Raw genomic sequence first — 18464 nt, forward strand, 5'->3', positions numbered from 1 at the left:
GGGAGGCCGCTGTTCGGGGCGGACCTGCCCGACCCACGGCATCGGGGCAGCGCGCGCCTAGGGTCGTCGAATGCCCGCTCCGCTGCCCGTGCGCGACGGGCTCAACCCCACCCGCATTCGCATGCCCGACCCCCCGGCGTCGTACCCGACGGTCGTGACCTACTTGAAGGCGCGCTTTCCCGACGACGCCGACGCCCTGGCCGCGAAGATCGACGCCGGCGAGGTGGTCGACGCGCGGGGCACCCCGATCACCGCGACCACGCCCCTGGTCCCCCGCGCCGACGTGTGGCTCCACCGTGACCCGCCCGCGGAGCCGGAAGTGCCGTTCGCTCTGCCGGTGCTGCACGCCGACCGCGACCTGGTGGTGGTCGACAAGCCGCACTTCCTGGCGACCACCCCACGCGGGCGGTTCGTCGTCCAGTCCGCTGTGGTACGCCTGCGTCGAGAACTCGGCAACGACGAGCTCTCCCCCGCGCACCGCCTCGACAGACTCACCGCCGGCGTACTCGTCTTCACCGCCCGCCCGGACGTCCGCCGGGCCTATCAGGAGATGTTCGCCGCACGCGCGGTGACCAAGGTCTACGAGGCGGTCGCCCCGGTCGGCGACGTCCCGAGCCTGATGCGCAGCCGCATCGTCAAGACCAGGGAATCGCTGCAGGCCCGCGAGGTGCCCGGTGAGGTGAACGCCGAGACCCGCGTCGAAATTATCGACACCGCAGGCGATCTCGCGCTGTACCGGTTGCGTCCGACGACCGGGAAGACGCATCAGCTTCGGGTGCATCTGGCGTCGGCGGGAATCCCGATCGTCGGGGACTCCCTGTATCCGGTGCCTCGCGAGGTGGCCGTCGACGACTATCGCGATCCGCTGCGTCTGCTCGCGCGCAGCATCGCGTTCGACGATCCGATCACAGGCGCACCGCGACGCTTCGAGTCCGCGCGGACCCTTCCGCCGTTCGGACCGCCAACCGATGGGAGATCGCCGCGAGGGTGACCAGCCCCAGCGCGAGGTTCGTCAGCGCGGCGAAGCCGATCTGCGCGAAGTCCACGAGCGCGCCCAACAGCGCGTAGATCAATGCGGCCACTCGCAACCACCGCAACGGCCCGAGGGCATCGGTGCGGTGCAGCGCGATCACGGCCGGCAGTCCCAGCGCCACGGTCAGACAGGCGGTGATCCACAGAATCCCGCCGGACACCGTCATGCGCTCGACCGTCACCTCGAGATCGTCCGTCGCGACGTCGACGCCGCCCGTCGCCAGGGCCACCGCTCCACCGATCACCCCGACGATCGCGCTGATCACCATCAGCCACGCGAGCACCGGCACCCACCGCGGACTCCGCACCCAGCGCGGCAACCGCCGACGCAGGTGGTAGCGCAGTCCGGCCGCACCCGCCGACACCGGTGCGCTGCGGCGCAGCAGCACCTCGAGCCCGGCGACGACGTCGGGGTCCGCCCCGGCCTCGCGTGCCCGGCCCAGCAGTTCCAACCCCTTCTCGCGGCGGTGCGCGGGGAGCCCGCCGGCGACACCGTCCGCGGCGATGGCCGCGGCGTTCGCGAGACATTCACGCGGCGTCGGCTCCGCCGCGTCCCGCAGCAACCGCGTCGCCACCAGGACCAGCACCACGGTGACGTACATGATCTCGGCCGCCGGTCCGTAGAAGTAGTCGTTGTCTCTCGTGACGAACTTGCCGACCTCGTCGAGGAACAGGCCGAACCCGATCCCGCCCAGCACCACCGCGACCACGCGCGCCCCGAAACCGAGGAACAGCCAGCCGATCACCAGCGCCGCCATCATCCCCGCCCCGCCCCACAGGGCGTGCGCGATGTGCAGGGTGCCGTTTCCCACCTGCGGGTAGTCCATGATCTCGAGGTAGGCCCGCGTGATCAGGATGGTGGCGACGGCGACGATCACGAAGGACTCGACGGCGGAGGTCCCGTGGGCACTGCGCACCACCGTGCGTCCGCCGCCCCGCGTCCGTCCCCGCGGAGTGGACCGGGTGTCGTCGACCGGGGTTGTGGCCATCGCCAATTATGGGCACCGTTCTCGCCCGACGGTCTCGATCCGGTGAGTCCGGCGTCGGTAGACTGCGCCGATGAAACTCGCCGCCACCGTCGTCACCGCCGCAGCCGCCCTCACGCTCGTCCTGTCCGGGTGCAGTTCCGAAGACCAGCAAGCCGCGCAGGACACGGCGGGCAACATCGCCGAGAGCGCCCAGAACGCCGCCGAGGGCGCGGTGAGTTCGGCCCGCTCCGCCGCGCCGGGCCTCGGATCCAGCGCGGAGAGCCTCGGCGACCGAGCGGGATCGGTGTTCGACGACGCCAAGCGGGCCACCTTCGTCGCCGCGTACAAGGCCCAGTTCTCGGCACTGTCCGAGGGCAAGTCCGACGAGGAGATCGAGGCCTTGCTGGGCGGGATCTGCCAGCAGATCTCGGACGGCAAGGACGAGGCCGAGATCAAGACGGACATCGAGGCGCAGGCCACCAACAACGGCAACGCCCCCAGCGCGGACGAGGCCGGCCGCATCTTCGACCAGGCGAAACTCGCCTGCCCCTGATCGTCGCCGCGAGGTTGTCGGCGGGTCGGGTTAGCGTCGCAGCATGACCGCCCACCCCGCCCGCGCAGCATGACCGCCCACCCGGCCGCCTCGCGCACCGTCCGCCCGTCCGCAGGGTGTCCGGGAGTCGTGCCCCCGTACCTGCTGCAGCGGCTCGCGTCCGCACCCGCCGAGCGCAGCGCGCGGCTCGACACCGCGCCGTCCGTCGCGGAACGCACGCTCGCACTCGACGCCGAACTGCGGCTGCGCCGTGACGGGGTGCGCGCCGGGGCGGCACTCGGGTCCCGCGGCGCCGTGGCGGGCCGTCTGCAGCGCACCGTCGCCGACGCGAAGGGAACGCAGACCCTGCCCGGCGACGTCGTCCGTCGGGAAGGCGAGCCCGCGGTGGGCGATCCGGCCGCGGACGAGAGCTACGACGGGCTCGGCGTCACCTACGCGTTGTTCGACGAGGTGTACGGCTGGTCGAGCCTGGACGGTCGCGGACTGCCCCTCGACGCGACGGTGCACTACGGCGAGCAGTACGACAACGCGTTCTGGGACGGCAGCCGCATGGTGTTCGGCGACGGGGACGGCGAGGTGTTCACCCGCTTCACCGTCTCGCTGTCGGTGATCGCGCACGAACTTGCGCACGGGTTCACGCAGTACACCTCGCAGTTGGAGTACTCCGGACAGTCCGGAGCGCTCAACGAGTCCATCTCGGACGTCTTCGGCGTCCTCGCCGAGCAGCGTGCGCGGAACGAGAACGCCGAGGACGCGTCGTGGCTGGTCGGCGAGGGCCTGTTCCTCCCCGACGTGCAGGGCAGCGCACTCCGGTCGATGCTGCGCCCCGGCACCGCGTACGACGACGACGTGCTGGGGCGCGATCCCCAGCCCGCGGACATGGCCGGGTACGTCGAGACCACCGAGGACAACGGCGGCGTCCACATCAACTCCGGCATCCCCAACCGCGCGTTCGCCGAGGCCGCCGTGGCCCTCCGCGGACCGGCCTGGGACCGTCTCGGCCAGGTGTGGTTCGACACCTGCACCGGCGGGACCCTGACGCCCACCGCGGACTTCTCCGCCTTCGCCGCCGCCACCGTCGCCGCGGCGACGACGCGGTACGGGACCGGGTCCGACGTTCACCGGGCCGTCCTGCAAGGGTGGACTACCGTGGGTCTCGGGCAGGGCCTCGGGCAGGGTCTCGAGCAGGGCGGATCCGACGCTCCGGACGAGGTGAGCAGGAGGACGTGACGTGGACATCGTGGTGGTGCGCAGCGGCGGCGTGGCGGGGATGACCCGACGCGCAGCGGTGGACACGACCACGCTGGGCGACGCCGCCACCGAGTGGGAACACCTCGTACGACAGGCGATCCCGCAGATCGTCGACCTGCCCGCGCAGGCCGATCAGCGCGTCCGGGACGCCTACTCCTGGACGCTGGAGATCGGCGAACACCGATGCGAGACACCGGATTCCGCCCTCACCGGCGCACTCCGGGAATTGGCCGAGCGCACCCTGCGCGAGGGCCGTCGGCCGCGCTGAACCCCTCGCCCGGCTCGCGTCAGCGCAGCAGCCGGGCCACCTCGGCCGCCGCCCGCCCACCGGAGACCAGGGCGCCCTGGATCGACGGCGTGTCCCGGTGATCGCCGGCCACGAGCACGCGCTCACCCGTCCGCAGCGGTCGTCGAAGCGGCGTTCCGGCGGCCTGGACGGGCAGCGCCCGTGTCACGTCGTGACGGACGATCACCCGCCACGAGGCGGTCGAGGTGGCCCAGAGGCGGGTCAGTTCGGCGCGCACGGCGGCCTCCTCCGCGGGACCGGCGTCACCGAGCAGCGTCGTCGCCTCCACGAGGGTTCGGCCGGGTGGCGCGTAGCCCGGGGCGATGGCGCTCAGCTGCGCGGTGTTGACCACGACACCCCCGGCGCCCGAAATGCGGAGGAACGCATCGGGTTCCAGCCCGTCGGCGTCGAACCACCACGTCGACAGACCTCGCATCGGCGACGTCGCCGCCGACGTCAGATCGGCGGCGTCGCTCGCGTCCGTCGCGATCACCACCGCCCGGGCCCGTAGCGTCGCGCCGTCGGCGACACCGACTTCCGGCACCGCGCCGTCGGTGACCCGCTCGACGCGGGCGGAGTACGTCACGTCGACGCCCTCGGCTCGCGCGAGCTGCCGGGGGAAGGCCTGCATGCCGCGGTCGGGAACACCGGGCGTCGCCAGCAGGAAGCTGCGCAGCACCAATCGGACGTAACGATCCGAGGTGTCGCCGACTCCGTCGGCGAGGACGCCGCTGAGGAACGGCGACAGAATCGACTCACGGAGGGGTCCGCGCACGCCGAGACGGTCCCAGTCCGCGGCGAGGGCGGCGTCCGGAGCTGACTCGAGCCGCCGAACCGGGCCCAGCGCCGGCAACGCCCACCGCGCGGCGCCGACCACCGCCCGGGGGCGCACGAGCCCCAGGCCGACGGCCGAGCGCACCGTCGCAGCGAGCAGTCCGGGGTGGCGAGTGGGGTCGGCGAGGGTGCGGGACCGACCGGACCCGTCGACCACCCGCACTCCCCGTCCGGCGGTGCGCAGATCGAGAGCGTCGACGTCGACGTGGCGCCGCACGGCCGGATACGACGGGTTGAGCAACTGGAAGCCGCGATCGCATCGGAACCCGTCGACGACGTCGGTGCGGATCCGTCCGCCGGGGGCGGTGTCGGCCTCGAGAACGCGGGCGCTGATTCCTCGGCGGTGCAGGGCGGCAGCGCAGCGAAGTCCGGCGATGCCCGCCCCCACCACGATGACGTCGGCGTCGATGTCGCTCATGGGATGTCGATACCCCGCCGGCGCTGTCGCCTATCGAACCCGGATCCAACCCCTGAACGACGAACGACCACCTGCGCGAGCAGGTGGTCGTGGATCGTGGTGGCCAGAGCCGGGATCGAACCGGCGACCTTCCGCTTTTCAGGCGGACGCTCGTACCAACTGAGCTACCTGGCCGAGGATGTCCGATCGAACTGCTGGACACCGGTTGTGCACATGTCTTGCGACCCTGACGGGACTCGAACCCGCGACCTCCGCCGTGACAGGGCGGCGCGCTAACCAACTGCGCCACAGGGCCTTGCTGTACTGCTGGTGAAACCGAACTGTTGTGTAACTCGAACTGCTGTCGTGCTCGCCCGGAGAACCTTACTGCATCTCCCGGCCGGAACAAATTCGCTCCGTGTCGGGGGTTCCCGACCATCTCGGTGCTGTCACCACACCGACACGTACCCCCTACGGGATTCGAACCCGCGCTACCGCCTTGAAAGGGCGGCGTCCTAGGCCGCTAAACGAAGGGGGCCCGCCGGATTGCTCCGGCCTCACCCTCCGGCGCGTGCCGTTGGGAGCTTCGATAGCTTAGGACACCGCCGCTTCGACTTCCAAATCTGCAGGTCGGAGGGCAATTCGGGGGTCGGGACCCCCGCAGGCGTCAGGCGTCCGCGCCCACCGGGGCGAGCACGTCACGCCACCCACGGGAACGCCAGCCGTCGAGCCACTCCGGCGACGCCATGGCCATCAGGAGGACCTCCAGTGACTCCTCGAACAATGCGGCCAGATCGGTCTCGTCGGCCGTCAGGTCGGACATGTACCGCTGGCCGGCGAGGGAGGTCACCAGAACGCGGGTGAACTGCCGGGGATCGATGTCCGGACGCAGCAGGCCCTCGCGGTGCGCTTCCGCGGCGAGATCGGACGCCGTCTGCCCCCAGATCGCCCCGGCACCCTCGCGGATGGTCGCGTAGAACTCCGGCTCGATGATGAGACGGAACTCCGCGCGCACGACGACACTCTCGTCGAAGGAACGCGCCAGTTCCACGATGAGGGAATGCAGCCACTCGAGAGCGTCCACACCCGCGGGGCGTGGGGTCGACATGACCTCGCGGTACTTCTCGCTCGCGGTCTGCAGCACCGCGCGCGCCAGGTCTTCCTTGGAACTGAAATGGAAGTACATCGCGCCTTTCGTGGCGCGGGACCCTTCCAGAATCGTGTTCACCGACGCGGCGGTGTACCCGCGCTTGCTGAACTCGTGGGCCGCGGCCTCGACGATCGCCGCACGGGTCCGTCGGGCGCGTTCTTGCTGTGCCATTGCGCGTGTGCCTCCGAATTGGGCGCCTCGCGGCGCCGTGAAAGTGACGCGAGCGTAACCGACAATCCTGAAAACTCCCTCGAACCCGCCCGAAAACAGCCCGAGGGTGCCAATTGATCGGTCGGCCCGGTCGATGCATTCGGTTCCGCGGTCACATTCGAAAACGATTCGTCGTGTCCGGAAAGTCCGAATACCGATGCGCGCGAACGGCTGTGTGCGCGTATCCGACTCCAGAGTACGCGCGCCGCCCCGGCCGTCGCGGTCGTCCGCGCGATGCGCCGGCGCCGCGTCCCGCCAGGACCGATCGAACAAGCCGCGGGCGCCGATCGGTCCGACTGTGGCGATGAGTACACTTCTGCCACGTCCGCCCCTGCGGCGGCAACGTCGGCCCCTATAGCTCAGTTGGTAGAGCTACGGACTTTTAATCCGCAGGTCCCAGGTTCGAGCCCTGGTGGGGGCACCGTGAACGGCGGCCGGACCGAGGTGCGCACACCCCGGCCACTCCCCGACAGCACAGTGCCGATCGTCGGTCTTACGGATATTTCACAGCCGATTCGGCCGTCCCGCCGGGCCTATACTCGAACCGGTCGGCACGCAGCCCCGTAACCGAACTCGGCGCCCGTTCGATGGGTGTCGTCGAGACACGCATTCGGGTCGCCGGCGCGGCGCACGCCGCACAGCGAGGCCCGACGAGACACCCCACAGCGCGGTTACGGTGCCGTAGGCTGTTTCGGATCGACATCGACACGGAGGATTGGCATGGCACGGGATCTGACCCAACTCGAGCTGCTCAGCGAGCTGCAGCCGGTTGCGGAGGAGAACTTGAACCGGCACCTCTCCATGGCCAAGGAATGGCACCCGCACGACTACGTCCCGTGGGACGAGGGTCGCAATTTCGCCGCCCTCGGCGGCGAGGACTGGTCGCCCGAGCAGTCGCAGCTCGACGAGGTGGCCAAGGCCGCCATGATCACGAACCTGCTCACCGAGGACAACCTGCCCTCGTACCACCGCGAGATCGCGGAGAACTTCTCGCAGGACGGCGCGTGGGGCACCTGGGTGGGCCGGTGGACGGCCGAGGAGAACCGCCACGGCATCGTCATGCGCGACTACCTGGTGGTGACTCGCGGCGTCGATCCCGTCGCCCTCGAGAACGCCCGTATGGAGCACATGACCAACGGATTCGCCTCCCCCGCCGGGGAGAACGGCGATCAGATGGGCTTCCTCCACTCGGTCGCCTACGTCACGTTCCAGGAGCTCGCCACCCGCGTGAGCCACCGCAACACCGGCAAGGTCTGCAACGACCCCATCGCCGATCGCATGCTCCAGCGCATCGCCGCGGACGAGAACCTGCACATGATCTTCTACCGCAACCTCTGCGGAGCGGCGCTCGACCTCGCGCCCGATCAGGCGCTGAAGGGTGTGTCGGACATCGTGCAGAACTTCGTGATGCCCGGCGCGGGCATGCCGAACTTCCGACGCAACGGTGTCCTCATGGCCAAGCACGGCATCTACGACCTCCGCCAGCACCTGGAGGACGTGGTCATGCCGGTCCTGCGCAAGTGGAAGATCTTCGAGCGCACCGACTTCGGCGCCGCCGGCGAGCAGACCCGCGACGAGCTCGCGGCGTTCCTCGAGAAGCTCGAGGGCCAGGTGCTCAAGTTCGAGGAGCAGCGCGACCGCATGCTCTCTCGCGAGGCGGCGAAGCGGCAGGCCGCTCAGGCCTCCTGACCTCCGGCCACCGGGCGTCGTCTCGGCCGAACTGGCCGTGACCGCCCCGTGACCCGTATTCTCGATGATGCCCGGCCCCCGTCCGACGGCGGCCGGGCATCGTTCTGTCGACACGCCGACTCCCCCGTCGGCCCCCCGAGTGCGTTTGGTGCGTGATGTCCCCATGGCTTTGCAGATCGGTTCGTTGACGCTGCGCAGTCCGGTGGTCCTCGCCCCCATGGCCGGCGTCACCAACGTCGCGTTCCGCACCCTGTGCCGCGAGCTCGAGGACGAGCTGACGGGGTCGACGTCGGGGCTGTACGTGTGCGAGATGGTCACCGCGCGCGCACTCGTGGAACGTCAGCCCGCCACGCTGCACATGACCACGTTCGGCCCCACCGAGACGCCGCGATCCCTGCAGCTCTACACCGTCGACCCGCAGACCACGTACGACGCCGCGAAGATGATCGTCGACGAGGACATGGCCGATCACATCGACATGAACTTCGGCTGCCCCGTGCCGAAAGTGACCCGCAAGGGCGGCGGCGCGGCACTGCCGTACAAGCGCTCGCTGTTCGGCGCCATCGTCGCCGCGGCGGTGCGCGCCACCGAGGGCACCGACATCCCCGTCACGGTCAAGTTCCGTATCGGCATCGACGATGCGCACCACACCCACCTCGACGCCGGACGGATCGCGGCCGGCGAGGGCGCGGCCGCAGTGGCCCTGCACGCACGGACCGCCGCTCAGCGGTACTCCGGCACGGCCGACTGGTCGGAGATCGCGCGGCTCAAGGACCACGTGCGCGACGTGCCGGTCCTCGGCAACGGCGACATCTTCCACGCCGACGACGCCGCCCGGATGATGACCGAGACCGGGTGCGACGGCGTCGTCGTCGGGCGGGGGTGCCTCGGTCGTCCGTGGCTCTTCGCCGAACTGTCCGCCGCGCTGCGCGGCACGGAGCGCCCGACGCCGCCGACCCTCGGCCGAGTCGCCGACATCATGCGTCGGCACGCGGAACTGCTCGCCGACCACCACGGCGAGGACCGCGGACTGCGGGAGATGCGCAAGCACGTCGCCTGGTACATGCGGGGCTTCCCCGCGGGCTCGGATCTGCGGCAGAAGATGGCCACCGTCTCCACGCTGGTGGAGCTCGACGGTCTGCTCGACCAGCTCGATCCCACCGTGCCGTTCCCCCCGGACGCCGAGGGTCCCCGCGGACGGCAGGGCTCGCCCTCGTCGGTCGCGCTGCCCGACGGGTGGCTGGACGACCCGGAGGACTGTGCCGTCCCCGCGGGCGCCGATCTGATGCACTCCGGCGGATGATCGCTAGGATTGCGTCGATCGCGCGACCTGCGGTCGGTGCACGAGAGGGAGACCGCACGCGTGGGTGACGACGACGAGACGCGCGCACCCGGCGTCGGCCGACGTGCCCCGTGGGAACGTCCGATCTCCCGGCTTCACGATCCGGAGTCCGGCACGAACTCCTCGCCGGAGTCGTCCCGCGACGACGAGGCGAGTGCCGACGTCCCGGCGCCGACTCCTCGAAACGGCCCCGCCGACACCCCTGCCCCGACCGACGATGCGGACGCCCGCCTGTCCGTCGCGGAACTGGTCGACAAGGTCGCCCGCATCACCTCCCGCCGTCGGGACGGTGCGGGCGAGGACGCACCCGCCACCACCCCGCCTCCCACCCCGGCACCACCCGCGCCGACCCCGACTCCCGCACCGCCGGTCGAGAACGGGTCCGCATCGGCGACCGAGGACGACCCCACCGTCGTGCTGCCGGCCGCCGCGCCCCCGCGCAAGGGACCCGAAGCGGTGGGCACCGTCGCACCGCCCGCCCTCACCCGGCTCGCCCTGTCGAAGGCCCGCAAGCGGGCGCGGATGCGGCTGGCCGGCCGCGTGTCCGTCGCCCTGGTCTCCGTGCTCGCTCTGCTGCTCACCGGCATCGTCTGGGGCTACCTGCGCGCCACCGACCGCGGCTTCGCCCAGGTGTCGGCTCTGGACACCGAGTCGACGGACGTCGTCGACGCGCCGGGCCAGTACGGCGACGAGACCTACCTCATCGTCGGCACCGACACCCGCGCCGGTGCCAGCGGGGAGATCGGCGCCGGTACCGAGCTCGACGCCGAGGGCGCCCGGTCCGACACCGTGATCCTCATCAACATTCCGGCCGATCGCAGCCGGGTGGTCGCGGTGTCGTTCCCCCGCGACCTCGACGTGACGCGACCCGAGTGTCAGGCCTGGGACTCGACCACCGGCGACTACACCGACGAGGTCTTCCCGGCGGCGGACGGCGACAAGCTGAACGCGACGTACGCCCTCGGCGGCCCGAAGTGCCTGGTCAAGGTGATCCAGAAGATGTCCGGCCTGCGTATCGGGCATTTCGTCGGCATCGACTTCGCCGGTTTCGAGTCCATGGTGGACGAGGTCGGCGGTGTCGACGTGTGCACCACGCAACCGCTGATCGACGACGAGCTCGGCACCATCCTCGCCACGACCGGCGAGCAGCGCGTGGACGGGCGCACCGCGCTGAACTACGTCCGTGCCCGGAAGGTCGAGGCCGAGGGGACGGGCGATTACGGCCGCATCAAGCGTCAGCAGGTCTTCCTGTCGTCGCTGCTCCGGTCGGTGCTGAGCAACCGCGTGCTGTTCGATCCGGGCAAGCTCAACGGGTTCGTCACCGCGTTCACGCGCGACACCTTCGTCGAGAACGTGAAAACGGCGGACCTGCTCACGCTCGGCAAGTCGCTGCGCGGAGTCGACGCGGGCGCGGTCACGTTCCTCACCGTTCCGACGGCCGGCACCACGTACTACGGCAACGAGATTCCGCGGACCGACGACATCGACGCCATCTTCCGCGCGATCATCGACGATCAGCCGCTGCCGGGTGAACAGCGCGCACCCGAGACCGCTCCGACGACTCCGGATTCGACGGACACCCGCGCCGTCGCCACGACGCCGCAGGTCTCCCTCGATCCCACCGCGGTGTCCGTGCAGGTGTCCAACGGCTCCGAGGTCGGCGGGCTCGCGGCTACCACGGCGGACTCGCTCGCGGCATACGGCTTCCAGATCGTGGGCACGGGCAACGCCGACGCCACGACGACCGGCCCGACGGTGGTGCGCTACGGACCGGGCTCGATCGCGGAGGCCGCGACGGTCGCGAGCGCTCTTCCCGGTGCCGTCCTGCAGGAGACGACGTCGCTCGGCGGCATCGTCGAGGTGATCCTCGGCGGCGCCGACGCCGGCACCGTGACCGCGCCCGCCCCGGTCGGCGAGACGCTGCCGACCTTCGACACGGCCGTCGACGGCGCCCCCACCGACGTGGCGCTGCCGAGCGACCTCACGGTCACCAACGCCGCCGACGCGACCTGCATGTAGTCGGCTGCGCGGCATTCACCCGCCGTTCACCGCCTGCATCCCGGCCCGATCATCACCCGGGCCTAGAATCGGACCATGCGCGTGGCTTACAACGAACAGATGACCGAGCTCGCCGACCTGCTCGGCGAGATGGCCGGGCTCGCCGGTCAGGCCATGGAGCGGGCCACGCAGTCCCTCCTCCAGGCCGACCTCCGCATCGCCGAACAGGTGATCGGCGACCACGAGCGCATCACCGATCTCAGCGCCCAGGCCGAGGAGCGCGCGTTCGCGCTGCTGGCCCTGCAGGCCCCCGTCGCCGGCGATCTCCGGTCCGTGGTGTCCGGCATCCAGATCGTCGCGGACATCGACCGCATGGGTGCACTCGCCCTCCACGTCGCGAAGATCGCCCGTCGTCGCCACCCGGCGCACGCCCTCCCCGAAGAGGTCAACGGTTACTTCGCCGAGATGGGACGCATCGCCGTCGCGCTCGGCGCGTCGGCGCGCGAGGTCCTCGAGACGCGCGACCCCGAGCGGGCCGCGAAGCTCCGCGAGGAGGACGAGGCGATGGACGATCTGCACCGGCACCTCTTCAGCGTCCTGATGGACCGTGAGTGGAAGCACGGCGTGGCCGCGGCCGTCGACGTGACGCTGCTCGGCCGGTTCTACGAGCGTTTCGCCGACCACGCCGTGGAAGTCGGTCGTCGCGTGATCTTCCTCGTCACCGGTGAACTGCCCTCCGACATGCCGACGCCGCCGGCGCAGCACGTCAACTAGATCACCCACCCGGTCCGGCTCGTCCGGGCCGGGCCCGCCGGTTCGCCGGCCGCCACGAGCACGAGAAAGGGCGCCCCTCGCGAGAGGGGCGCCCTTCGTCGTCGTCGAGTGTCTAGCCGAAGCGGCCGGAGATGTAGTCCTCCGTGGCCTTCTTCGAGGGGTTGGAAAAGATCTTCTCGGTGTCGTCGATCTCGATGAGGTTGCCGGGCTTGCCGGTGGCCTCGAGGTTGAAGAACCCGGTCTGGTCGCTGACGCGGGCCGCCTGCTGCATGTTGTGCGTGACGATCACGATGGTGAAGTCCTTCTTGAGCTCACCGATCAAATCCTCGATCGCGAGGGTCGAGATGGGATCGAGCGCCGAGCAGGGCTCGTCCATCAGCAGGACGTCCGGCTGCACGGCGATCGCGCGCGCGATGCACAGACGCTGCTGCTGACCGCCGGAGAGGCCGCCGCCCGGCTTGTCGAGCCGGTCCTTGACCTCGTTCCAGAGGTTCGCGCCCTTGAGGGAGTTCTCGGCGATCTCGTCGAGTTCCTTCTTGCTCCGGCCGCCCTGCAGCTTGAGCCCGGCCACCACGTTGTCGCGGATCGACATGGTGGGGAACGGGTTCGGGCGCTGGAACACCATGCCGATGGTGCGGCGGACGCCGACCGGGTCCACGCCCGCGCCGTAGATGTCCTCGCCGTCGAGCTTCACCGAGCCCTCGACGCGGGCACCCGGAGTCACCTCGTGCATGCGGTTGAGGGACCGCAGCACGGTCGACTTGCCGCAACCGGACGGACCGATGAAGGCCGTCACACTGCGCGGCGGAACGGACAGCGTCACGTTCGACACGGCGTGGAACTTGCCGTAGTAGATGTTGACGTTGTCGAGATCGAGACGTTTGGCCATGACGAAGTCCTTCGGTCAGAAACTCTTGGGGGCGAAGAAGCGGGAGACCAGCTTCGCGCCGATGTTGAGCACCGCGACGATGAGGATGAGGGTGAGTGCAGCGCCCCACATCCGCTCGCTGGTGAGCGCGGCCGTACCGGCCTTCTGCAGGTCGACCATCATGAGCGGCAACGAGGTCTGCGGCCCGGCGAACAGGTTGAAGTTGATGGCGGTGGCCGATCCCACCAGGATCAGGACCGGCGCCGTCTCCCCCATCACGCGGGCCAGCGCGAGCATGATGCCGGTGACGATGCCGGAGAGCGCCGTCGGCAGCACGATCTTGGCGATCGTCTTCCACTTGGGCACCCCCAGGGCGTACGAGGCCTCACGGAGGTCCTGCGGCACGATGCGCAACATCTCCTCGGCGGACCGCACGATCACCGGGATCATGAGGAGCACGAGCGCGAGGGACACCGCCAGACCGGAGCGGTCGAAGCCGAACGTGGCGATCCACAGCGCGTAGACGAACAGCGCGGCCACGATGGACGGCACGCCGGTGAGGATGTCGACCATGAAGGTGGTCGCGCGGGCCAGGCGGGTGCCCTGCCCGTACTCCACCAGGTAGATCGCCACGAAGATGCCGATCGGGATGGAGATCAGCGCGCAGAACAGGCCCTGGAGCAGGGTGCCGACGATCGCGTGGTACGCGCCGCCGCCCTCGCGGAACGGCGTGACGCCGGCCTGCGAGTACGTCCACCAGTCGGCCGTGGCGACGGCGCTGATCCCCCGCGAGACGACGGTGTAGAGCACCCACACCAGCGGAACGAGGGCGATCAGGACGGCCAGGGAGACCAGAACCGTCGCAGCGCCGTCGGACGCCTTGCGACGGGCGGACACACCCTGGAAGGTCGGTTCCTTGACGGGCCGGTCCATGGTGGCGGTGCCACCGGCTGTGCTCGTGTCGGCCACGGTCAGTCCTTCTTTCCGGCGATGGCGGCGCGGGCGCCGGCGTTGACGAGGAAGGTCAACACGAACAGCACGAGTCCGGCGGCGATGTACGCGCCGGCCTGCAGCTCGTTGTTGAACTCCGCCGCGGCCAGGGCGATCTTGGTGGCGAAGGTGTTACCGCCGTCGAAGAGCGTCCAGCCGAACGTCTGCTGCGTGCTGCGAATGATGATGTAGAGCGCGATGGTCTCACCCAGAGCGCGGCCGAGGCCGAGCATCGATCCGCTGACGAAGCCGGACTTGCCGAACGGGATCACCGTGGTGCGCACCACCTCCCAGCGGGTGGCACCCAGGGCCAGCGCGGCCTCGATCTGCCCCTTCGGGGTCTGCACGAACACCTCGCGGGTCACCGCGGCGATGATCGGCAGGATCATCACGGCGAGGACGATCGCGCCGGTGAAGATGGTGCCGCCACCGGCGATGGACACCGAGCCGGTGGCGAACAGCGGGATCCACGACAGGTTCTCGTTCAACCACTCCGCGACGGGCGCGATGGCCGGAGCCAGCACGTAGAGGCCCCAGAGGCCGAACACGATGGACGGCACCGCGGCGAGCAGGTCGATGACGTATCCGAGCGGGCCGGCCAGACGCTTCGGCGCGTAGTTGGTGAGGTAGATCGCGATGCCGAGAGCGACGGGCATCGCCAACACGAGCGCGACGATCGACACGGTCGCGGTGACCAGGAAGAGGTCCCGGACACCGAACAGCATCGCCGAGGTGTCCGACGTCGACCACTGGCCGTTGTAGGTGAAGAAGTTGACCGTGTTGTTCTGCAGCGCGGGGATCGCCCGCCACAGCAGGAACGCGCCGATGGCCGCGATGAGAACGATGACGAACACACCCGAGCCGGTGGCCAGAGTGGAGAAGACGCGGTCACCCGGGCGGGTGACCGTCTTGTTGCTCTTGGTGTCGGGCACTGGCGTCGGCGCTTCCGTCCTTCGAGCGACGCCGGCCGTGGTCGCCGTGGCCGGGGTGACGTCGCTGATCGAATGAGTGTCGCTCATACCGCTCACAGTCTCGTGTCGTGGGGGTACGGCGTCGCCTGCACCGTGATCCGTGGTGTCGGGCATGGTGCAGGCGACGACCAGTGTGTCAGGAAATGGCGTTGATCGCGGTCACCAGACGCTCCTTGAAGGCGTCCGGCAGCGGCACGTACCCGGCCTCCTCGAGGCCTTCCTGGCCCTCGTTGGCTGCGCTGAGCAGGAACGACTTGACCGCAGCCGAGGTGTCGGCGTCGTACCCGGCCGAGCAGACGATCTCGTACGTGGCCAGCACCAGCGGGTAGGAGTCCGGCTCGCTCGAGGTGAACAGCGCGTCGGTGTCGAGCACGAGGTCGTTGCCCTCGCCCGAGAAGGTCACGGCGTCGATGGCGCGACCGGCGGTCTCGCTGCTCAGCTCCACGGGGCCGGAACCGAAGTCGAGGCGCGCGGTGGCGAGGTTCTCCTGGTCGGCGAAGCCCTTCTCGACGTAGGTGATCGAGCCGGGGGTCGCGGCGGCGGCCTGGGCGACACCGGACGAGCCGTTGGCGCCCTCGCCGACTCCACCGGCCCAGTCCGAGCTGTGGTCGAGGGTCCAGGACTCGGGCGCCGCGTCGGAGAGGAAGCGCTGGAAATTGTCGCTGGTGCCCGAGGAATCGGAGCGGTAGATCGGGGTGATGGCCGTGGACGGCAGGGACACGCCCTCGTTGACCGCGGCGATCGCCGGATCGTTCCACGTGGTGATGCGGCCGGTGAAGATCTGGGCGACCAGGTCCGGCGTCAGCACCAGATCGTCCACACCGTCGAGGGTGTAGGCGACGGCGACGGGGCCGAAGACCAGCGGGAGGTTCCAGGCGGGGTTGCCGGCGCAGCGCGTGGCGGCGTCGGCGGCCTGCTGCTCCTTGATGGCGGAATCGGAGCCGGCGAAGTCGACCAGGCCGGCGACGAACTGGGTCCGGCCGTTGCCGGAACCGCTGACGGTGTACTCCACGGCCTGACCGGCGCAGACGCCCGAGTAGACCGAGGTGAAGTTGGACATGGCGTTCTGCTGGGCCGACGAGCCCTCACCGGTGATCGGGCTCTTGCCCTCACAGGTCGCCGCGGACTCGCTGCCGCCGCCGGCCTCGACGTTCGCGTCGCTGCCACATGCGGCCAGCGTCATGCCGCCGGCGGCCAGGACACCCAGAAGGGCAATGCTGCGCTCGAGCTTCACCTGTCTCCTCCAAGACCAGCCCGCTGCGATCGGTCGTCGACCGGCGGGCGCGAGAGATGCGGTGACGTGACCGCAACGGACAACACGCGCTGCCCGACGCGAAAGGTAAGCGGCCTGCGTGGACGAATCCCCGCGCGCATGTGAACGGAAGGTGAACAGGCGGACGTGGAGCCCGATTCGGGGTGCGATCTCCGTCTCAGCGACGGGCGTACGCGGTGTCCGTGTGGAACCGGGTGAAGCCGAGTCGATCGTAGGTGTGCACGGCCGCGGCGTTGTCGGCCTCGACGTAGAGCAGCACCGCCGACAGCCCCGCGTCGACCAGATGGCGGACACCGGCGAGCGTCAGCACCCGCCCGAGTCCCCTGCCCTGCTCGGCCGGGTCGATCCCCACGACGTACACCTCGCCGAGCGCCGGGTCGGACCCCGCCGGCGGATGCACCTTGGTCCAGTGGAACCCGAGCAGCCGGGTGTCGTCGTCCGCCGGGGTGGCGACGAACAGTCCCGCCGGGTCGAACCACGACTCGGCCTTGCGCTCGTCGATGTCCTCCTGCGTCCACCCGCCCTGCTCTGGGTGCCAGGAGAACGCGGCGTTGTTGACCCGCAGGATCTCGGCGTCGTCACCGGGGCGGTAGGTCCGCACGACGATGCCCTCGGGCGTCGTCGGCTCCGGCAACGCCTCGGTGGACGGACGACGCATCTGCAGCAACTCCCGCGCGACCACGAGATCGAGCCGCTCGGCGACGCGCTGCGCCGCGGGCAGGTCACCGTGCGCCCACACCCGCGCCGCCGGGCCGTCCAGGACGTGGTCGACCAGGCGGGTACCGACGCCGTGACCCCGGTGATCGGGGTGGACGACCAGTTCGGCGATCTGCGGCGCCGAGTCGGTCGCCACGGCGACGACGGCGTACCCGACCGGCACGTCGTCCCGGACGGCGATCACGTGGCGGTCGTCGCCTCGGCCGTCCAGTGCCCGCACGGCCTGCTCGGAGAGCGGGGCGGTGCCGTCCACGGCCGTCGCGCGCCCGATCGCGTCGCGGATCGCGGCACGCTCGTCGTCGGTGGGGCGTCGGTCGGCCAGGGCGACGGTCACGTGAGCAGCTCGTTCCGGGGGTCGGTGCGGGCGTCGGTGCGGGATTCGTCGGAACCCGCGAGATCGTCGTCGGCGACAGCATCGGTGCCGTCGTCGTCCGCCGGGTCGGCGCCGCCCTTGCGGGCCGACGGCCGCACCGCCTTGTAGCCGACGTTGCGGACCGTGCCGATGAGCGATTCGTACTCCGAGCCGAGCTTGGCGCGCAGCCGTCGCACGTGCACGTCGACGGTGCGGGTGCCGCCGAAGAAGTCGTATCCCCAGACCTCCTGTAGCAGCTGAGCGCGCGTGAAGACACGGCCGGCGTGCTGGGCCAGGTACTTGAGGAGCTCGAACTCCTTGTAGGTCAAGTCGAGGGGCCGTCCCCGCAGTCGGGCCGTGTAGGTGCCCTCGTCGATCACCAGCTCGCCGAGGGTGATCCTGCCGGTCGCCTCCGTGTCCGCCACGCCGCCGTGCCGACCGGCCGACAGCCGCAACCGCGCGTCGAGCTCGGCGGGACCCGTGGTGGGCAGCAGGATGTCGTCCACACCCCACTCGGAGTTGACGGCCACGAGCCCGCCCTCGGTGAGCACGGCCACCACGGGAACGGAAGATCCGGCCGCCCCGAGCAGACGGCAGAGGCCGCGCGCCGCCGCGAGGTCGGTCCGGGCGTCGACCACCGCGACGTCCGCGTTGCCCGCCTCGAGCAGCGACGACACATCGGCCGGCACGGGGCGGACGTGATGGGCGAGCAGGGACAGGGAGGGCAGCACCGAATCCGGGTTCGCGTCGGAGGTCAGCAGCAACAGCTCCATGCGGCCCTCCTCTCCCGGTGTGTGCGCCGAGGGACA

17 protein-coding genes and 4 tRNA genes are annotated in these 18464 nt (G+C 70.3%); 9 read left to right on the forward strand and 12 right to left on the reverse strand.

Features of this window, described 5'->3' with window-relative positions:
- Positions 1–70 precede the first annotated feature (70 nt).
- Positions 71–991 (forward strand): pseudouridine synthase, encoded by a 921-nt coding sequence (locus tag BMZ18_RS13525; RefSeq protein WP_068365745.1) that lies wholly within the window; start codon positions 71–73, stop codon positions 989–991.
- Here the strand turns inward: BMZ18_RS13525 and BMZ18_RS13530 are convergent.
- Positions 906–2021 (reverse strand): hypothetical protein, encoded by a 1116-nt coding sequence (locus BMZ18_RS13530; protein WP_244516533.1) that lies wholly within the window; start codon positions 2019–2021, stop codon positions 906–908. The two genes, BMZ18_RS13525 and BMZ18_RS13530, sit on opposite strands and share 86 nt — an antisense overlap.
- A 70-nt stretch (positions 2022–2091) precedes the next feature.
- Here BMZ18_RS13530 and BMZ18_RS13535 point away from each other — a divergent pair, with 70 nt between their 5' ends.
- The 3 genes from BMZ18_RS13535 (at position 2092) to BMZ18_RS13545 (ending at position 4072) form a co-directional block, all read left to right on the forward strand.
- Positions 2092–2553, forward strand: a complete 462-nt coding sequence (locus tag BMZ18_RS13535; protein ID WP_068102933.1) for a hypothetical protein — start codon at positions 2092–2094, stop codon at positions 2551–2553.
- Between the two features lie 129 nt (positions 2554–2682).
- The gene (locus BMZ18_RS13540) at positions 2683–3783 is read left to right on the forward strand and encodes a M4 family metallopeptidase (RefSeq protein WP_074922251.1); all 1101 of its coding nucleotides are present in this window, start codon (positions 2683–2685) and stop codon (positions 3781–3783) included.
- Between the two features lies 1 nt (position 3784).
- Positions 3785–4072, forward strand: coding sequence for a protealysin inhibitor emfourin (locus tag BMZ18_RS13545; protein ID WP_068364004.1), 288 nt, complete (start codon positions 3785–3787; stop codon positions 4070–4072).
- Positions 4073–4091: 19 nt separating this feature from the next.
- On the opposite strand, the gene BMZ18_RS13550 is transcribed toward BMZ18_RS13545, so the two are convergent.
- From BMZ18_RS13550 to BMZ18_RS13570, 5 genes are all read right to left on the reverse strand, one after another.
- Positions 4092–5342, reverse strand: a complete 1251-nt coding sequence (locus tag BMZ18_RS13550; RefSeq protein WP_068364003.1) for an FAD-dependent oxidoreductase — start codon at positions 5340–5342, stop codon at positions 4092–4094.
- 97 nt (positions 5343–5439) lie between these two features.
- Positions 5440–5516 (reverse strand) — tRNA-Phe (locus tag BMZ18_RS13555).
- A 47-nt stretch (positions 5517–5563) separates the two neighbouring features.
- Positions 5564–5637: transfer RNA gene (locus BMZ18_RS13560), tRNA-Asp, on the reverse strand.
- A gap of 149 nt (positions 5638–5786) precedes the next feature.
- Positions 5787–5859 (reverse strand) — tRNA-Glu (locus tag BMZ18_RS13565).
- Positions 5860–5988: 129 nt separating this feature from the next.
- A complete protein-coding gene (locus tag BMZ18_RS13570; RefSeq protein WP_068364002.1) occupies positions 5989–6642 on the reverse strand; it encodes a ScbR family autoregulator-binding transcription factor in 654 nt (217 codons plus the stop codon).
- A 387-nt stretch (positions 6643–7029) separates the two neighbouring features.
- On the opposite strand from BMZ18_RS13570, the gene BMZ18_RS13575 reads away from it, so the two are divergent.
- The 5 genes from BMZ18_RS13575 to phoU all read left to right on the forward strand — a co-directional run bounded on the left by BMZ18_RS13575 (position 7030) and on the right by phoU (position 12484).
- Positions 7030–7102: transfer RNA gene (locus BMZ18_RS13575), tRNA-Lys, on the forward strand.
- A 299-nt stretch (positions 7103–7401) separates the two neighbouring features.
- Complete coding sequence (locus BMZ18_RS13580; RefSeq protein ID WP_068363999.1) at positions 7402–8370, forward strand: acyl-ACP desaturase; 969 nt, start codon at positions 7402–7404, stop codon at positions 8368–8370.
- 163 nt (positions 8371–8533) lie between these two features.
- Positions 8534–9673: a tRNA dihydrouridine synthase DusB gene (gene dusB / locus BMZ18_RS13585; RefSeq protein ID WP_068102942.1), complete on the forward strand. Its 1140-nt coding sequence runs from the start codon at positions 8534–8536 to the stop codon at positions 9671–9673.
- A 60-nt stretch (positions 9674–9733) separates the two neighbouring features.
- The gene (locus tag BMZ18_RS13590; RefSeq protein ID WP_074922255.1) at positions 9734–11731 is read left to right on the forward strand and encodes an LCP family protein; all 1998 of its coding nucleotides are present in this window, start codon (positions 9734–9736) and stop codon (positions 11729–11731) included.
- Between the two features lie 75 nt (positions 11732–11806).
- A complete protein-coding gene (gene phoU / locus BMZ18_RS13595) occupies positions 11807–12484 on the forward strand; it encodes a phosphate signaling complex protein PhoU (protein ID WP_068363064.1) in 678 nt (225 codons plus the stop codon).
- Between the two features lie 112 nt (positions 12485–12596).
- Here the strand turns inward: phoU and pstB are convergent, their stop codons facing one another.
- The 6 genes from pstB to BMZ18_RS13625 form a co-directional block, all read right to left on the reverse strand.
- Positions 12597–13373, reverse strand: a complete 777-nt coding sequence (gene pstB / locus BMZ18_RS13600; protein WP_068102946.1) for a phosphate ABC transporter ATP-binding protein PstB — start codon at positions 13371–13373, stop codon at positions 12597–12599.
- 15 nt (positions 13374–13388) lie between these two features.
- Positions 13389–14285, reverse strand: coding sequence for a phosphate ABC transporter permease PstA (pstA, locus tag BMZ18_RS13605; RefSeq protein WP_068102948.1), 897 nt, complete (start codon positions 14283–14285; stop codon positions 13389–13391).
- Positions 14286–14323: 38 nt separating this feature from the next.
- Complete coding sequence (gene pstC, locus BMZ18_RS13610) at positions 14324–15361, reverse strand: phosphate ABC transporter permease subunit PstC (protein WP_068363061.1); 1038 nt, start codon at positions 15359–15361, stop codon at positions 14324–14326.
- An 88-nt stretch (positions 15362–15449) separates the two neighbouring features.
- A complete protein-coding gene (pstS, locus tag BMZ18_RS13615; RefSeq protein WP_068363058.1) occupies positions 15450–16547 on the reverse strand; it encodes a phosphate ABC transporter substrate-binding protein PstS in 1098 nt (365 codons plus the stop codon).
- 196 nt (positions 16548–16743) lie between these two features.
- Positions 16744–17625 (reverse strand): mycothiol synthase, encoded by an 882-nt coding sequence (mshD, locus tag BMZ18_RS13620; RefSeq protein WP_068363088.1) that lies wholly within the window; start codon positions 17623–17625, stop codon positions 16744–16746.
- Between the two features lie 8 nt (positions 17626–17633).
- Positions 17634–18428, reverse strand: a complete 795-nt coding sequence (locus BMZ18_RS13625) for a winged helix-turn-helix transcriptional regulator (protein ID WP_068102953.1) — start codon at positions 18426–18428, stop codon at positions 17634–17636.
- Positions 18429–18464: the final 36 nt, after the last annotated feature.

Source organism: Rhodococcoides kroppenstedtii (assembly GCF_900111805.1).
GTDB classification, from domain to species: domain Bacteria; phylum Actinomycetota; class Actinomycetes; order Mycobacteriales; family Mycobacteriaceae; genus Rhodococcoides; species Rhodococcoides kroppenstedtii.

Coding starts and splice junctions, on each gene's coding strand:
- BMZ18_RS13550 (WP_068364003.1), bottom strand. CDS start 5,342: ATGAGCGACATCGACGCCGACGTCATCGTGGTGGGGGCGGGCATCGCC.
- pstC (WP_068363061.1), bottom strand. CDS start 15,361: ATGAGCGACACTCATTCGATCAGCGACGTCACCCCGGCCACGGCGACC.
- dusB (WP_068102942.1), top strand. CDS start 8,534: ATGGCTTTGCAGATCGGTTCGTTGACGCTGCGCAGTCCGGTGGTCCTC.
- BMZ18_RS13625 (WP_068102953.1), bottom strand. CDS start 18,428: ATGGAGCTGTTGCTGCTGACCTCCGACGCGAACCCGGATTCGGTGCTG.
- BMZ18_RS13530 (WP_244516533.1), bottom strand. CDS start 2,021: ATGGCCACAACCCCGGTCGACGACACCCGGTCCACTCCGCGGGGACGG.
- pstB (WP_068102946.1), bottom strand. CDS start 13,373: ATGGCCAAACGTCTCGATCTCGACAACGTCAACATCTACTACGGCAAG.
- BMZ18_RS13525 (WP_068365745.1), top strand. CDS start 71: ATGCCCGCTCCGCTGCCCGTGCGCGACGGGCTCAACCCCACCCGCATT.
- phoU (WP_068363064.1), top strand. CDS start 11,807: ATGCGCGTGGCTTACAACGAACAGATGACCGAGCTCGCCGACCTGCTC.
- pstA (WP_068102948.1), bottom strand. CDS start 14,285: ATGGACCGGCCCGTCAAGGAACCGACCTTCCAGGGTGTGTCCGCCCGT.
- BMZ18_RS13570 (WP_068364002.1), bottom strand. CDS start 6,642: ATGGCACAGCAAGAACGCGCCCGACGGACCCGTGCGGCGATCGTCGAG.
- BMZ18_RS13580 (WP_068363999.1), top strand. CDS start 7,402: ATGGCACGGGATCTGACCCAACTCGAGCTGCTCAGCGAGCTGCAGCCG.
- BMZ18_RS13535 (WP_068102933.1), top strand. CDS start 2,092: ATGAAACTCGCCGCCACCGTCGTCACCGCCGCAGCCGCCCTCACGCTC.